Annotated in this window: 11 protein-coding genes; 6 read left to right on the top strand and 5 right to left on the bottom strand. The window is 69.9% G+C overall.

All coding sequences use genetic code 11. The features are described 5' to 3' along the window. Nucleotides 1-8: 8 nt before the first annotated feature. The 3 genes from CHB64_RS12005 to fsa are packed head-to-tail and all read right to left on the bottom strand — an operon-like array spanning nt 9 to nt 3,905. Nucleotides 9-728 carry a fumarylacetoacetate hydrolase family protein gene (locus CHB64_RS12005; protein ID WP_089412863.1) on the bottom strand — a complete coding sequence of 240 codons (720 nt, stop codon included), beginning with the start codon at nt 726-728 and terminating at the stop codon, nt 9-11. Then, complete coding sequence (locus tag CHB64_RS12000; RefSeq protein WP_089412862.1) at nt 728-3,211, bottom strand: DUF3772 domain-containing protein; 2,484 nt, start codon at nt 3,209-3,211, stop codon at nt 728-730. The genes CHB64_RS12005 and CHB64_RS12000 overlap by 1 nt, the downstream gene beginning before the upstream one ends. Nucleotides 3,212-3,251: 40 nt before the next feature. Then, nucleotides 3,252-3,905 carry a fructose-6-phosphate aldolase gene (fsa, locus tag CHB64_RS11995; RefSeq protein ID WP_089412861.1) on the bottom strand — a complete coding sequence of 218 codons (654 nt, stop codon included), beginning with the start codon at nt 3,903-3,905 and terminating at the stop codon, nt 3,252-3,254. Between the two features lie 452 nt (nt 3,906-4,357). Here fsa and CHB64_RS11990 point away from each other — a divergent pair, with 452 nt between their 5' ends. Then, the gene (locus CHB64_RS11990; RefSeq protein WP_089412860.1) at nt 4,358-6,265 is read left to right on the top strand and encodes a 2-oxoacid:acceptor oxidoreductase subunit alpha; all 1,908 of its coding nucleotides are present in this window, start codon (nt 4,358-4,360) and stop codon (nt 6,263-6,265) included. A gap of 145 nt (nt 6,266-6,410) precedes the next feature. Next, on the top strand, nt 6,411-7,421 hold the full coding sequence (locus tag CHB64_RS11985; RefSeq protein ID WP_089412859.1) for a 2-oxoacid:ferredoxin oxidoreductase subunit beta: 1,011 nt from the start codon (nt 6,411-6,413) through the stop codon (nt 7,419-7,421). Here the strand turns inward: CHB64_RS11985 and ppa are convergent. Further along, nucleotides 7,418-7,951: an inorganic diphosphatase gene (gene ppa / locus CHB64_RS11980; RefSeq protein ID WP_089412858.1), complete on the bottom strand. Its 534-nt coding sequence runs from the start codon at nt 7,949-7,951 to the stop codon at nt 7,418-7,420. The two genes, CHB64_RS11985 and ppa, sit on opposite strands and share 4 nt — an antisense overlap. Before the next feature lie 118 nt (nt 7,952-8,069). On the opposite strand from ppa, the gene CHB64_RS11975 reads away from it, so the two are divergent. The 4 genes from CHB64_RS11975 to purF all read left to right on the top strand — a co-directional run bounded on the left by CHB64_RS11975 (nt 8,070) and on the right by purF (nt 13,244). Further along, a complete protein-coding gene (locus CHB64_RS11975; RefSeq protein ID WP_089412857.1) occupies nt 8,070-9,353 on the top strand; it encodes a 2OG-Fe(II) oxygenase in 1,284 nt (427 codons plus the stop codon). Between the two features lie 69 nt (nt 9,354-9,422). Further along, complete coding sequence (gene radA / locus CHB64_RS11970) at nt 9,423-10,826, top strand: DNA repair protein RadA (protein WP_200815358.1); 1,404 nt, start codon at nt 9,423-9,425, stop codon at nt 10,824-10,826. 124 nt (nt 10,827-10,950) lie between these two features. Then, the gene (locus CHB64_RS11965; RefSeq protein WP_159462492.1) at nt 10,951-11,694 is read left to right on the top strand and encodes a CvpA family protein; all 744 of its coding nucleotides are present in this window, start codon (nt 10,951-10,953) and stop codon (nt 11,692-11,694) included. Nucleotides 11,695-11,783: 89 nt separating this feature from the next. Further along, complete coding sequence (gene purF / locus CHB64_RS11960; RefSeq protein ID WP_089412948.1) at nt 11,784-13,244, top strand: amidophosphoribosyltransferase; 1,461 nt, start codon at nt 11,784-11,786, stop codon at nt 13,242-13,244. 11 nt (nt 13,245-13,255) lie between these two features. Here the strand turns inward: purF and CHB64_RS11955 are convergent, their stop codons facing one another. Further along, a complete protein-coding gene (locus CHB64_RS11955) occupies nt 13,256-13,738 on the bottom strand; it encodes a methyltransferase family protein (RefSeq protein ID WP_159462491.1) in 483 nt (160 codons plus the stop codon). Nucleotides 13,739-14,317 lie beyond the last annotated feature (579 nt).

Below are 14,317 nucleotides of genomic sequence, written 5' to 3'. Positions count from 1 at the left end.
GCCGGAGTTCAATCGCCCCCGGCAATGGAAAAGCCGAGGGCCGGCAGCGCGCCGACGCGGACCTCGACCTCATCGGCGGGATAGAGCGGGCCGACGCCCGCGGGCGTGCCGGTGAAGACGAGATCGCCGGGCTTAAGCTCGAACAGGCGCGACAGCGCCATGAGGATCTCGGCGGGCGACCAGATCATCTCGCTCAGGGCGGCGGCCTGACGAACCTCTCCGTTAACGGAAAGAACGAGACGCGCGTCCTCGCCAAGCGGTCGATCTTCCTTGCGGGCGACGGCGCCGACGGGCGCCGAACGGTCGAACGCCTTGGCCGCGTCCCACGGCGCGCCGGCGTGCTTGGCCGCCGCCTGAAGATCGCGCCGGGTCAGGTCGCAGCCGGCCGCGAAACCGAAGACGAGCTTATCCGCCTCTTCGACGGAAGCGATGTCGCGCCCGCCCGCCCGCAACGCCAGCACGAGCTCTCCTTCATAATGCAGATTATCCGTACCAGGCGGATATGGGATCGTCGCGCCGGATTCGACTACGGCGTCGGCCGGCTTGGCGAAAAACACCGGCGGCGACTCGCGCGGGTCGGCGCCCATCTCGCGCACATGCTCGGCGTAATTCTTCCCCACGCAAAAGATGCGCCGCACGGGAAACCGGCCCCCGCCCTCGACCGGAACCGACGGAACCGCCGGCGGGTCGATGACGAAGCCTTGCACGCCTTCGCGCCCGCCCGTCATCAGTCGTCCTCCGCAAGATCGGGTTCGCCTTTCGGCGCCGGCGGACCCGCCCCCGGGCTGTCGGGCTTTGCCGCGGCCGGCTGCCCCTGGGCGCCGAGCGGCGCCGTTCCCGGCATGGTCTTGATATGAAGATCGCGCTGCGGGAAGGGAATTTCAACGCCGGCTTCCTTGAGCGCCCTGAAAATCGCGAAGCGCAGATCGGTGCGGACCGACAGCCCCATGCCGATGTCGCGAATATAGGCCCGGATTTCGAAGTCGAGCGAGGAGGCTCCGAAATCCTTCCACACCACGAAAGGCTCAGGATAACGCAGCACGTTCGGATGCTCCCGCGCGCATTTGAGAAGGATGTCGCGCACGAGCTCCGGGTCCGAACTGTAGGAGACCCCCACCGGCACGGTGACGCGCCCGATCTTGTTCTTGTGGGTCCAGTTGGTGACGGACTGGCTGATGAGCTCCGAGTTCGGAATGATGATGGAAGAACGGTCGAAGGTCTCGATCTCGGTGGAGCGCACGCTGATCTTCTTGACGGTACCCTCGCCCGAGGAGGTGATGATCCAGTCGCCCGCCTTGATCGGCCGTTCGAACAACAGGATAAGGCCCGAGACAAAATTGTTGACGACCGACTGCAGGCCGAAGCCGATGCCCACCGACAGCGCGCCGGCGATGATGGCGAGGTTCGCCAGATTGAAACCGAGCGCGGTGACGCCGATAAGCAGCGCGGCGATGAATCCCGCATAGCCCAGAAGCGTCGTCAGGGACTCCTGCACGCCGACGTCGAGGCCGGAATGCCTGAACGGGCCGCGCGCAAGGCCGCGCTGCAAAAGGCGCGTGAGCCCCAGCACCGCCAGAAAAAGCGCGACGGCGAAAAGAATTTTCGCCACCGAAGGAATCCGCACGCCGCCGATCTGAAACCCGAAAAACGCCTGCCAGACGATGTCCCGCACCGACGACCAGGGCAGGCCCGCCAGCACCAGCACGAACGGGACGAGCGCCAGGAGAAAAACGATGTCGATCGCGGCCCGGGCCCAGAAGACGTCGAAGGCGCTTCTGTCCTTTTCGGCCGGCCGCACGCGGGCGCCTCTCGTCTGCATGCGGCCGAACGCCCAGACCGCCGTCTCGCGCAGCAGCGCGCGGGCGAACCACGCCACGGCGAGCATGAGCGCCAGATAATAAAAGCGCGAGGTGACGAAATCGGCGAAGGCGATATAGCCGAAGAACGGCGCGGCCGCCGCGACGACCGCGACGAGCCGCGCCGCGCGGCGTACGGGCAGCCAGCCGTCGCGCGCGCCGGCGTCTTCTTCGGCGACGTCGCCCGCCGGCGGCGCCTCGGTTGCATCAGACTCGGAGTCGGGCCCCGCCGCGCCGGCGCGCCACAGCGAACCGCGGCTCAGGAGAAAAAGCAGCGCACCGATCGCCGCGGCGCTCGTCCCGTCCAGGACCCGCTCGATCGCGCCGCCCGCGCCTGTCGCGAAGGCGATCTCTTCGAGCACGGACTTGACCCCGAAGACCGCCACGATGGCGACCACGTAGGACGCCGCCTTGCGGCCCCTGTCCTCAAGAGCCGGCGCGATGCGCCATTCGGGCCGGCGCGCCCGCAACAGACCCGAAACGAATCCGTTGACCAGCAGCAGCGCGACCAGCGCGAACCAGGTCTCGCGGGCGATGTCGGCGCCTGCCGCCGCGATGAGCCCCTGCGCGCGCAGAGCCTCCAGCACGATCAGCCCCCCGACGATGCCCGGCCCGGCCGTGGCGAGCATGTTGAGGCCCGCGACGATGACCCGGCGCGCGGGCGTCGGCTCGAACCGTTCGATGCGGCTGGAGAAGCTGTCGGACACCCAGCGCTTGACCGGGCCGAACATCAGCACCGAAACCAGCAGCGCGGCGAAGATGATAAGCAGCGCCGGCGCCAGCTTCTCGCCCTCGGCCTTGCGAGCGCTCCAGTCGGCGATATAGGCGCCGATCCTGCCGGCGCTCGCGCGCGCGCCGGCGAACGCTTCGGCCCACAGCGCGGGAGAGACGAGCGAACGCTCGCGCTCCAGCACGCGGCCGTACAGCGCCCCGATGCGCCGGGCCGATATCTCGCCCAACAGCTCCGTCGCCTGAACGATATTGGCGTTGATGCGCACCTCCTGCGCGCGCAGGGCCGCCAGCTCGCGATTGAGCGCTTCGCGCTGCTCGCTCAGCGCCGGCGCTTCGGCCGGCTCGCCTTCCCCCGGCGCCGGACCTAGGGCGTTCAGGTCCGACTCGACCCTGGCGATCTCGCGCTGCACCGGCTCAAGCCGCGCGCGCGAGGCGTCGCGCAGCGCGCGCAGCCGCTCTTCCAGCGCGGCGGCGTCCTCCGTCGCGTCGCGCGCGACGTCTTCGCGAATGGCCGCGAGCTCGGCGGCGGCCTGCTCGATGGCGCGGGCGCGATCGTCGTCCTGCGCGCCCGCAGCGGCGAGCATGGCGGCGAGACAGGCGAGAATGACCAGAAGAAGTCTCAACGATCGGCCTCTTTCGCGTACCGCGCCGGCGCGCGCCGCCTTACACGATCTTCTGCCCGGTCTTCTCCCAGTCGGCGAGGAAGGCGGCGAGCCCCTTGTCGGTCAGCGGGTGGGACGCGAGCGCCTTGAGCACCGCAGGCGGAACCGTCGCCACGTCCGCGCCGGCGAGCGCGCAGTCCTTCACATGCTGGGGCGAGCGGATCGAGGCGGCCAGCACCTCCGTACGGAAATCGTAATTGTCGTAGATGACGCGGATCTCGCGGATGAGCTCCATGCCGTCCGCGCCGATGTCGTCGAGCCGGCCGATGAAGGGCGATATGAAGGTCGCGCCCGCCTTGGCCGCGAGCAGCGCCTGATTGGCCGAAAAGCACAAGGTGACGTTGACGCCGATCCCATCGCCCGACAGCGCCCGGCAGGCCTTGAGCCCGTCGATGGTCAGGGGAACCTTGACCACGACGTTCTTGGCGATCGCGGCGAGGGATTTTCCCTCCGCGATCATCCTGTCGGCCTCGACGGCGGTCACTTCGGCGCTCACAGGACCGTCGACCAGGGCGCAGATCTCCTCGACCACCTCGCGGAAGTCGCGGCCCGACTTCATGACGAGGCTGGGATTGGTGGTCACGCCGTCCACGAGCCCGGTCGCGGCGAGCTCCCTGATGGCGGCGACGTCGGCGGTGTCGATGAAGAATTTCATGGCTGTCCTCTTGACGTTGGGGCGGAGGCGCGCCGGGCGGCCGTCCGAGGAACGAAAGACGCCCGCGCGCCGGAAATGCTCCTTTCACGCCTAGCAGCCGTCGCGCGCCGGCCGCAAGCGGACTCGCGCGCGTCCCGGCGGTTCCGCGCGAGCCTATCGGCCCTTTTAGAAAAACTGCCTTTTCCCGGGCGCCGGTCCGGCCTATGCAGCCCCGGTTCACCTTGCCGCGATGCGGCATGGCGGAGCCTTGCGCCCCGCCGGCAAGATTGAGATATGATCACAGAAACAGCGCGGACAGGGCCCGGCTCTTCCGCGTTTGGGTTAGTTGCTGCTGACGGTCTCGCCAATCGCCAGCAATCCGCCCGCGCGCCGGCGAGCTTCCTGCATGGAGCGACAGCCAGGGAGCGCGAGCCGCGGGGGCGAAAGACAAGGCGCGCGACGGGCGGGAGCCTATGACCAAGATCAGGCCTGAGCATCAATCCATCGTCGTCCGCTTCGCGGGCGATTCCGGGGACGGCGTGCAGCTGCTGGGCGCGCAGTTCGCCGAGTCGACCGCGCTCGCGGGCGCCGACTTCGCCACCTTCCCCGACTTCCCCGCCGAGATCAGGGCGCCGGTCGGCACGACCTTCGGCGTGTCGGCGTTCCAGATCAATCTCGGCGCGCGGCGCATCGCCACCGCCGGCGACGCGCCCGACGTGCTGGTCGCCTTCAACCCGGCCGCGCTGAAAGTGAACCTGCCGCTGCTGCCGAAAGGCGCGCTCGTCATTCTCAACACGGACGAGTTCAACGAGCGCAATTTCGCCAAGGCGAACATCAGGGCCGACCCGCGCGAGACCGGCGCGCTCGCCGACTATCAGGTGATCGAAATCCCGATCAAGGCGCTCACCCTCGAAGCGGTGAAGGACTCCGGCCTCAGCCGGCGCGACGCCGAGCGCTGCAAGAACTTCTGGGCCCTCGGCGCGATCCTGTGGATGTTCGGCCGCGACCGCGCGCCGATGGAAGCCTGGATCAACCGCAAGTTCGCCAAGGCGCCCGACGTGCTCGCCGGCAACCTCGCCGCGCTTCACGCCGGCCACGCCTACGCCGAGACCGCCGAGCTGTCCGCCGAGATCCCGCAGTTCGAGATCGGCGCCGCGCCGATGTCGCCGGGCGACTACCGCTCCATCACCGGGGCCGAGGCGCTCGCGCTCGGCCTCGCTGCGGCGGGCGAGCTCGCCGACAAGCCGGTGCTGTTCTGCTCCTATCCGATCACCCCTGCCTCGCCGCTGCTGCATCACCTCTCGCGCATGGGCGATCTCGGCGTCGCCACCTTCCAGGCCGAGGACGAGATCGCCGCGGCCTGCGCCGCGATCGGCGCCTCTTACGGCGGGGCGATCGGCGTGACCTCCTCCTCGGGGCCGGGGATCGCGCTCAAAACCGAAGCGATCGGCCTCGCCATCGCCGCCGAGCTGCCGCTCGTCGTCGTCAACTCCCAGCGCGGCGGGCCGTCCACGGGCCTGCCGACCAAGACCGAGCAGTCCGACCTCTATCAGGCGGTCTACGGGCGCAACGCCGACGCGCCGGTTCCGGTGATCGCCGCGGCCGGCCCCGGCGACTGCTTCGACGCGGCGATCGAGGCGACGCGCGTCGCGCTGCGGCACATGACGCCGGTCTTTCTGCTCACGGACGGCTATATCGCCAACGCGGCCGGCCCGTGGGCCATCCCCGACATGGCCGACTACGAGCCGATCCTTCACAACGCGCCGCCGCAGGCGCCGGACTCGGACGACCCGGCGGACCTCAAGCGCGCGATCTGGGCGCGCGATCCGGAAAGCCTCGGCCGGCCCTGGGTCGCGCCGGGCATGAAGGGCCTCGCCCACCGCATCGGCGGCCTTGAGAAGGACATCGAGACCGGCGACATCTCCTACGAGGCGGCCAACCATCAGGCCATGACCGAGCTGCGCGCGCGGAAAGTCGCCAGCGTGGCGAAATTCATCCGCCCCCAGGAGGTCGAGCAGGGCCCCGAGCGCGGGCCGCTCGCCGTCGTCGGCTGGGGCTCGACCCACGGCGTCATCTGGCGGGCCGTCGAGGCGGCCCGCAAGGAAGGCCTCGACGCAGCGCAGATTCACCTGCGCTGGCTCAATCCGTTGCCAGACAATCTCGGCGCGCTCCTGCGCGGCTACGAGCGCGTCCTGCTGCCCGAGATGAACATGGGCCAGTGCGCCACGCTTCTGCGCGACAGGCTGGAGATCGGCGTCATCCCGCTCAACAAGGTCTCCGGCCAGCCTTTCAAGATCGCCGAGATTCTCGACGCGATCCGCGCGCATTATCCGGCCGCGGCGCGAACCCCGAAACCGGCCGCTGTGGGAGCCGCGCAGTAAAGGTTGCCATGTTTTCTCTTTCACCAGTCTCCTTCTCCGCTCATCCGGGCGAAAGCCGGGACCCAGCGCTCACTCCATTCTGGATCCCGGCTTTCGCCGGGATGAGCGGAATGAAAGATTCGTGCACTGTCGAAGGCGACGCCCGATGACCGCTCCCCTCACCGCCAAAGACTTCGCCACCGACCAGGAAGTGCGCTGGTGCCCCGGCTGCGGCGACTACGCCATCCTGAAGGCCGTGCAGAAGACGCTCGCCGACATCGGCGCGAACCCGGACGAAACCGTGTTCGTCTCCGGCATCGGCTGCTCGTCGCGCTTTCCCTATTACGTGAAGTCCTACGGCTTCCATACGATACACGGCCGCGCGCCGGCCTTCGCCACGGGCCTCAAGCTCGCCAATCCCGACCTCGACGTGTGGGTCGTCACCGGCGACGGCGACGGGCTGTCCATCGGCGGCAATCACCTGCTGCACGCGCTGCGCCGGAACGTGAACGTGCAGGTGCTGCTCTTCAACAACGAGATCTACGGCCTGACCAAGGGCCAGTACTCGCCGACTTCGCGCATCGGCACGCGCTCGCCGTCGAGCCCGAAAGGCTCGATCGACGCGCCGGTGAGCCCGTGCCTGTTCGCGCTCGGCGCCGGCGCGAAGTTCATCGCCCGCGGCATCGACACCGACGCGAAGCATCTCGGCGAGACGCTGAAAGCGGCGCACGCTTTCGAGGGCGCGGCCTTCGTCGAGATCTTCCAGAACTGCATCGTCTACAACGCCGACGTCTTTTCCTCCTTCACCGAGAAAAAGGTCGCCGACGACGCCCAGATTCACGTCGAGCACGGCAAGCCGCTCTTGTTCGCGAAGGGAGCGAAGGGCCTGCGCTTCAACCCGCAGACTTTCCGCCTCGAGGTCGCGGCGGTCGGCGAAGGGGGCGTTCCGCAGACGGACATTCTCGTCCACGACGAGACGAATCCCGCCCTCGCCCAGCTTCTGCTGTCCATGCCGCAGCCGGACTTTCCCGTCGCGCTCGGCGTGATCTACCGCGCGCCCGCCGCCGCGGCCTTCGAGAAGGGCTTCTGGGCCGGCCGCGCGAGGCCGGGCGAGCGCGCGGGCCGCGTCGCCGACGCCCTGCGTCGCGGCTCGGTGTGGACCAAGAAGGCGGGTTAGCGCGCGCCCTTCGCCCGCTCGATCGCCTCGACGATCAGGCGCTGCGCGACCGCGCGATCCTGCCAGCCGCCGATCTTCGCCCATTTGCCGGGCTCGAGATCCTTGTAGTGCTCGAAGAAATGGCCGATCTGCTGCAGCGTGATCTCCGGCAGGTCGGAATAGTTGCGCACGTTCTCGTAGCGGCGCGTCAGATGCGGACTCGGCACGGCGAGGATCTTCTCGTCGACGCCGGCGTTGTCCTCCATCAGCATCACGCCGATGGGCCGCACATTGATGACGCAGCCGGGAACCAGCGGGCGCGTGTTGCAGATCAGCACGTCGATAGGGTCCCCGTCGTCGGACAGCGTGTGCGGCACGAAGCCGTAATTGCCCGGATAGGCCATCGCCGTATAGAGGAAGCGGTCGACGACGAGCGCGCCGGCCTCCTTGTCCAGCTCGTATTTGATCGGCTGGCCGCCGACCGGAATCTCGATGACGACGTTCACGTCCTCGGGCGGGTTCTTGCCGACGGCGACGGCGTCGAGACGCATGGGAAGGCCCTCCTTGCTCGCGTCCGCCTGTTAACGGAGCGCGCGAAGCGGCGCAACGCCGGCGGCGGCGAGAGCGCGCCGATTGGCGGGCGCGAAAGGCGAATGATAGGCTCGCGCCATGGCTGACCGCCCCGATCTGGCCGACCTCCGCCGCCGCGCCGAAGCCGGCGAAGCGCGCGCGCAATACGCCCTCGCCGCCGCGCTGAGCGGCGCCGGCGCGCGCGAGGAAGCCGAACGCTGGCTGCGCGCCGCCGCCGACGGGGGCGAGCCGGACGCGCTTTACACCCTCGCGACGCGCCGGTGCGGAACGCGCGCGTCGCTGCCCGACGCCGTCTCCCTGCTCGAACGCGCCGCCGCCGGCGGCTCGCCCGCCGCCGAGCGCCTGCTCGCCGTTCTTTACGCGGACGGACTGGGCGTCGCGGCGGATTGGGCTGCGGCGACGCGCTTCGCGCTCTCGGCGGCGCGGCGCGGCCATGCCGGCGCGCAGCGCGAGATCGCCATGCTGCTCTTCGCCGCCGACGGGGAAGACGCCGACGCCGCGGACCTGATCGAGGCCGCCGCCCGGCGCGACGCGGTCGCCGCCGCCGTCTGCGCGCGCCGCGCCGCCCAGGGCCGCGCCGGCGCCGACCGCGCGCTCGCGCGCGACTGCGTGAAGAAGCTCGCCGCCGCGCGCTATCCGAACGCGGGCGCGCTCGCCGCCGCCCTGTCCGCCGGCGAGGAGGCGCGCGCCCCGTACGTCGTTCCGTCTACGGAAAGTCTTGATTGGGATCGCATCGCCGAAAAGCTCGCCGCGCCGCCGCCCGCGCCCGTCGCGTCCGCCGAACGGCTCTGCGAGGCGCCTGCCGCGCGCGTCTTCCGCGACGCCTTCGCCGCCGAGGAGTGCGAATATGTCATCGCCGCCGGCGCGCCTTTCCTGCGCCCGTCCCAGATCGCCGATCCGCGCACCGGCGAGTCGCGCGCCGATCCCTATCGCAATTCCCTGGCGGCCGTGCTCGGCCCCGTCGATCTCGACCTTGCGCTCGTCGCGTTCAACCGCCGGCTCGCCGCGCTGGCGGGAAGGCCCGCCGAAAACGGCGAGTTCCTCGCCCTTCTCTGTTACGCTCCGGGTCAGGAATATCGACCGCACGGCGACTGGCTGCCGCCCGGTCCGGACCGAGAGCGCGGCGGCCAGCGGGCGGCCACGGCGCTCCTTTACCTCAATGACGACTATGAAGGCGGCGAGACCCATTTCCTCGCGCCGGACATCCGCTTCAGGGGCGCGACGGGCGACGTTCTCGTTTTCGAGAACGCCGGCCCGGACGGCGCGCCCGACCCCGCCTCGCGCCACGCCGGCCTGCCCGTCGCGCGGGGCGTGAAATGGCTCGCCTCGAAATGGTTCCGCGAGAGGCGCTACGCATTCTGAGCGCGCGCGGCGCCTTCTTGCGCGACCGGCGCGAACCGGGCGATGGAGGGCGGGCGAAGGAGACCGCTCTTGCCCCGATCGTCCGACAGCTACGTCTGCCAGTCCTGCGGCGCCGTTTACGGCAAATGGGCCGGGCGCTGCGACGCCTGCGGGGAATGGAACACGATCGTTCTCGAACCGGTCGAGGCCGGCCCGCCGGGCTCGCTCGGAGCGAAGGGCGCGGCCGGCAAGGGCAAGCCGGTCCCCCTCGCCTCCCTGAAGGGCGGCAGCGCGTTCGAGCCGCGGCTGACGACCGGAAACGCCGAGTTCGACCGGGCCTGCGGCGGCGGCCTGGCCCAGGCCTCCGCGCTGCTGATCGGGGGCGATCCCGGCGTCGGCAAATCGACCCTGCTGCTGCAGATCGCCGCGGGGCTCGCGCGCGCCGGCCATTCGGTCGCCTATATCTCCGGCGAGGAGGCCGCCCAGCAGATCCGCCTGCGCGCGCGCCGGCTCGGCCTCGCCGACGCGCCGGTCGGCCTCGCCGCGGCGACCGCGCTGCGCGACATCCTCGCCACGCTGAAGGCCGAGCGGCCCGAGGTCGTCATCATCGATTCGATTCAGACCCTGTGGTCGGACGCGCTGCCCGCCGCGCCGGGCACGGTCACGCAGGTGCGCGCCTGCGCCCAGGAGCTCGTCCGCTTCGCCAAGACCTCCGGCGCGGTGATGCTGCTCGTCGGCCATGTCACCAAGGACGGCCAGATCGCCGGCCCGCGCGTCGTCGAGCACATGGTCGACGCGGTGCTCTATTTCGAAAGCGAGCCGGGGCGCGATTTCCGCATCCTGCGCGCGGTGAAGAACCGCTTCGGCGCGGCCCATGAGATCGGCGTCTTCGAGATGACCGGGGCCGGCCTGCGCCCGGTGCCGAACCCGTCGGAGCTTTTCCTCTCGCGCGGGGGCGAGCCGGTCTCCGGCGCGGCGGTCTTCGCCGGCATCGAAGGAACGCGGCCTGTTCTCGTGGAATTTCAGGCGCTTGTATCGCCTTCTTCGCTCGCCGCCCCGCGCCGGGCCGTGGTCGGCTGGGACTCCGCGCGCCTGTCGATGCTGCTCGCCGTGCTCGACGCGCGCTGCGGGCTCGACTTCGGGCGGCACGACGTTTTCCTCAACGTGGCGGGGGGCCTGCGCATCGCCGAGCCGGCGGCGGACCTCGCCGCCGCGGCGGCGCTGTGCTCCTCGCTGTTCGACCGGCCGCTGCCGGCGGACCGGGTCGCCTTCGGCGAAGTCGCCCTTTCCGGCGCGGTCCGGCCCGTGACCCAGGCCGAGGCGCGGCTCGGCGAGGCGCGCAAGCTCGGCTTCTCCGGCGCCCTCGCCCCGGCGGCCGTCGCGGCGAAATCGACCGAAATCGCCGTCGCGCCCGTCGAGACCCTCGCCGACCTCGTCGCCTGGATCCGCAGCGCCGAGGCGGGCGCGGCGCGGCCCGCGGCCCGGGCGCGCTGACGCCTCCGCCCTGCGCGAAGCGTTGAACCGGCCCGCATTCGAGGCTATGCAGGCGTCGGGGGAGGCCGACTCGGCGCATTCTTGCGAAGATCGCTTCGCAGGCCGCCGCAAAAGGTCCGACGTGATGACCGTATTCGACCTGATCGTCATCGCCGTCCTTCTTTTCTCCATCGGTTTCGCCATCATTCGCGGCGCGGTCAGGGAGATCGGCACCCTGGCCGTTCTGGGGCTCGCCATCGGCGGGGCGGCGCTGCTCACGGGACCGATCCAGGGGCTGGTCGGCGCCAAGGGCTCCTTCATCGCCGCCGTGGTCATCGGCGCGGCGCTCGTCGCGCTTCTTTTTTGCGGGCTGTATGTCGGCATGCATGTCGGCCTCGCCCGGCTGCGCCTGACCGGCCAGGCCGCGCAGGCCGACCGCATCGGCGGCGGCGTCTTCGGTCTCCTGCGGGGGCTGGTTCTCATCGGTCTTGGATTCCTCGCCTACAGCTACTACCTCGACGAGCAGCGCTGGCCGGACGCCGTGCGCAAGGCGTGGACCCTGCCCATGGCCAAGGGCATGGCCGGCTTTTTCGAGAGCCTCGCTCCGGAATCGACCCGGCTCGACGGCGCGCCCTCGGGCCGGAGCGCGCCGCAGAAGACGCCGGACGGCGCGCCGGAAAGCGACATCGAACCGCAGGCGGATGCGGCCGCGCGCGGGTATGACCGCGGCGAGCGCTCGGCCCTGTCGGAGATCGTCGCCACGGTGACGACGTCCGACCGGACCGGCGAGCCGGCGCGAGGCGCCCGCGAGCCGGCCCGGCGCGCCGATTCCGCAGGCGACGCAGGCGATCCGATCGCCGCGATCCTCAAGGAGAGCGACCCCGAGTGACAGACGCCGGCACTTTCGCCCGCCTCGCGGCGCGCTATCTCGACGCGGCGGGTCCGGCCTGGCGGCGCCGTCAGGCGGCGCGCGAGGCGCTGAGCTTCGAGCCGCGCCTCAAAGAGGAATGCGGCGTCTTCGGCGTCATCGGCACGCCCGACGCCGCGGCGCTCACCGCGCTCGGCCTGCACGCCCTCCAGCATCGCGGCCAGGAAGGCGCCGGCATCGCGAGCTACGACGCCGAGACCGGCGTGTTCCATACCGAGCGCCGGCTCGGCCTCGTCGCCGACGACTTCTCCGACGCCGACACCCTCGCCGCGCTCAAGGGCGCGGCCGCGATCGGCCACACCCGCTATTCGACGCAGGGCGACACCGTTCTGCGCAACGTCCAGCCGCTTTACGCCGATCTCGACAAGTTCGGCATCGCCGTCGCCCATAACGGCAATCTGACGAACGCGCTGAAGCTCAGGGGCGAGCTCGTCCAGCGCGGCTGCATCTTTCAGTCCACCTCCGATTCGGAAATCTTCCTGCAGCTCACGGCGCGCTCGTCCCAGATCGCCATCGTCGACCGGCTGATCGACGCGCTCAAGCAGGTCGAAGGCGCCTACGCGCTTCTGGCGCTGACGCCGTTCGGCCTGATCGGCGCGCGCGACCCCGTCGGCATCCGCCCGCTCATCCTCGGCGAGCTCAACGGCGCGCCCATTCTGGCGTCGGAGACCTGCGCGCTCGACCTCATCGGCGCGAAGTTCGTGCGCGACGTGCGCCCCGGCGAGGTCGTGGCGTGCAAGCCGAACGGGGAGGTCGAAAGCCGGCAGGTGTTCCCGCTCCCGCCGCGGCCCCGGCCCTGCATCTTCGAGCTCATCTATTTCGCGCGGCCCAACTCCGTCGTCGACGGCAAGAGCGTCTACGAGATCCGCAAGAGCCTCGGCCGCCAGCTCGCGCGCGAGGCGCCGTGCGCGGCCGACCTCGTCTCGCCGATCCCTGATTCGGGCGTGCCGGCGGCGATCGGCTATGCGCAGGAGTCCGGCCTTCCCTACGAGATGGCGCTCATCCGCAGCCATTTCGTCGGGCGCACCTTCATCGAGCCGCAGCAGCGCATTCGCGAGGCGGGCGTGGCGCGCAAGCATTCGCCGAACCGCGGCGCCATCGACGGCAAGCGCGTGGTGCTGATCGACGACTCCATCGTGCGCGGCACCACCTCGCGCAAGATCACCCAGATGCTGCGCCGGGCGGGCGCGAAGGAGGTGCACATGCGCGTGGCCTGCCCGCCGATCAAGCACCCCGACTTCTACGGCATCAACACGCCGTCCCATGAAGAGCTGCTCGCCCACGACCGCACCATCGAGGAGATGCGCGCCGAGATCGGCGTGGACAGTCTCGCCTTTCTCTCCCTCGACGGCCTTTACGAGGCGATCGAAGGGCGCCGCCGCGACGAGCGGGCGCCCTCCTTCACTGATCATTGTTTCACCGGCGATTATCCCACGCGCCTCGTCGACCGGGACGAAGCCCGGCGCAGCGCGATGATCACCCAGCTTTCCTTTCTCGCCGAGACGAGCTGAGCGGCGGGACTTCAGAAAAGCCCGTAGCGCTTCACCCGCGCGCAGTACGCGCGATAGGGTTCGCCGAATTTCGCCTCGAGAAACCGCTCCTCGCGCCTGATGACGAAATAGTGCATGACGACGGCGAGAACCGCCGTCGCGACGATCACCCAGTCGGCGGCGAAGACGATCGCAAGCCCCAGCGAGAATCCGTAGAAATCCACATACATCGGATTGCGCACAAGCCCGTAGACCCCGTCGGCGACGAGCGCCTGCGGCGGCAGAAAGGGATTTACGGGCGTGCCCTTCCTGGCGAAGCGCATCACGGCCAGCGCGGAAAAGACGAGACAGAAAAGACAGATCAGCCCGCCGACGATCAGCCGCGGCCTTTCGGGAATCTGCGCCAGAACGCCGAGCGGCGCGGCGTTGCTGAGCATGAAGCCGGCGATCAGCGCGCCGAGCAGCATCAGCGGCGGCGACGCGATCACGCCGGCGGTCTGCGGCGTTTCCGACATCGGGCTTCCTCTTCTCGCAGGTCGCATTGGATGCAAGACCTAGGTCGCGCCGGCGAGTCTGTCCATGCGCCCGGCCGGAGCTTCCGATTTCGCGTCGCCTGCGGATGATCCGTCTCCCTTGCTGCGCCCGCCCCGCCGGCAGGGCCGGGACCGGGCTTTCGCGCGTAGTATGCAGGCGCGCCGAGAGGCGGGGATAAGTTGTGAATAGTTATCCACGTTTGAGGAAATTTCTCAGGAAAAACAAAGGCCGCACGATTCGCCGAAAAGGCGAATCGGCGCGTTTTCCGACCCGCGCGGGAAATTTTTTCGGCTGCGGCCAGCGTCATCCCTGGCGCGGCGCGGCATGGAATGACGCGCCGCAGACCCGGGACCGCTCCCGACCCGCTCCATCGTCGTCCCGGGCGCATTGCAGCGCGCAGCGATGCGATGCAGACCCGGGACCGCTCTCCGCAAGCGCCGGCGCCTGCCGCACGCGGTCCCGGATGCAGCGCAGCATTTCATGCTGCGCTGCTGATCCGGGATGACGGAGAAAGGCGGACCCGGGACGACGGAGAAGGCCGCCCATGCGGATTGAATTGA

It is taken from the genome of Amphiplicatus metriothermophilus (genome assembly GCF_900199215.1).
In the GTDB taxonomy this organism is placed as follows: domain Bacteria; phylum Pseudomonadota; class Alphaproteobacteria; order Caulobacterales; family Parvularculaceae; genus Amphiplicatus; species Amphiplicatus metriothermophilus.
The sequence above is the reverse complement of the archived record's forward strand: the minus strand, read 5'-3'. Positions and strand labels throughout refer to the sequence as shown.

Excerpts from the sequence above, each read along its gene's own strand:
- ppa (WP_089412858.1), bottom strand. The coding sequence starts at position 7,951 with ATGCGTCTCGACGCCGTCGCCGTCGGCAAGAACCCGCCCGAGGACGTG.
- fsa (WP_089412861.1), bottom strand. The coding sequence starts at position 3,905 with ATGAAATTCTTCATCGACACCGCCGACGTCGCCGCCATCAGGGAGCTC.
- CHB64_RS11990 (WP_089412860.1), top strand. The coding sequence starts at position 4,358 with ATGACCAAGATCAGGCCTGAGCATCAATCCATCGTCGTCCGCTTCGCG.
- CHB64_RS12005 (WP_089412863.1), bottom strand. The coding sequence starts at position 728 with ATGACGGGCGGGCGCGAAGGCGTGCAAGGCTTCGTCATCGACCCGCCG.
- CHB64_RS11955 (WP_159462491.1), bottom strand. The coding sequence starts at position 13,738 with ATGTCGGAAACGCCGCAGACCGCCGGCGTGATCGCGTCGCCGCCGCTG.
- CHB64_RS11985 (WP_089412859.1), top strand. The coding sequence starts at position 6,411 with ATGACCGCTCCCCTCACCGCCAAAGACTTCGCCACCGACCAGGAAGTG.
- CHB64_RS11965 (WP_159462492.1), top strand. The coding sequence starts at position 10,951 with ATGACCGTATTCGACCTGATCGTCATCGCCGTCCTTCTTTTCTCCATC.
- CHB64_RS11975 (WP_089412857.1), top strand. The coding sequence starts at position 8,070 with ATGGCTGACCGCCCCGATCTGGCCGACCTCCGCCGCCGCGCCGAAGCC.